Consider the following 743-nt stretch of genomic DNA (forward strand, 5'->3'; position numbering starts at 1 on the left):
CTTTTATTTCCTCTATTGAAAATAAACTTTCAATGTCTTTCGGTCCGCCTACTTTTTCGTTTGTCCTTACATAATCAATGTGTTTTTTGCTAAAGGCTTCAAAGATTATGGTACCGTTTTTTTTCAAATATTTGTCTAGTGCCTTATGGTAGTTAGATTTTATATCAGCTGGAAAATGTGCATAGATTAGGGCGATTGCATCAAATTGATCGGGTTCAAAATCTAAAGTTTCCAATTCGCCCACTTTGTAGTCGATGGTTACCTCATTTTTTTTAGCAAGTTTAACCGCTTTATTTTTACCCTCAATACTTATGTCAAACGCAGAAACATTCCAACCGCTTTTGGCTGCAAATACGGCATTTCTTCCTTCACCTTCTGCAGGAAAAAGAATGGATCCAACGGCTAGTTTTGCCAATTGCTTTTTTAAATAATTGTTTGGTTCTTCACCATATGCAAACTCCTCGTTGCTGTATCTGTCGTCCCATCTCGCAGTCCATAGCTCATTTGCTTTCTTATTTTTTTCCATATTGATGTCTTTTTATTCTAATTTTATCAGTTTCAGATCTAGCAATCGGCAGTTTTACCTTTTGCTTCCTATCGTTCTTTCATTCCGAAAAACACTTTACGTTTTCAAAACCATTTTTTGCACGAATAGCATATGCGCTAGTTGAGCGCTGGTCTGCTTGACGATGAAGAATAACATCCTGTTGCTCTTTGCTCATTTTATAGCTCCACCACCGATT

At 36.6% G+C, this 743-nt stretch carries 1 protein-coding gene; it reads right to left on the reverse strand.

Annotation, left to right across the window (positions count from 1 at the left end):
* The coding region (locus WH188_RS26210) for a class I SAM-dependent methyltransferase (protein WP_339424886.1) at nucleotides 1-526 on the reverse strand (526 nt) is incomplete at its 3' end.
* Between the last annotated feature and the right edge of the window lie 217 nt (nucleotides 527-743).

Source organism: Sphingobacterium sp. MYb388 (assembly GCF_037479535.1).
Lineage (GTDB): Bacteria > Bacteroidota > Bacteroidia > Sphingobacteriales > Sphingobacteriaceae > Sphingobacterium > Sphingobacterium anhuiense.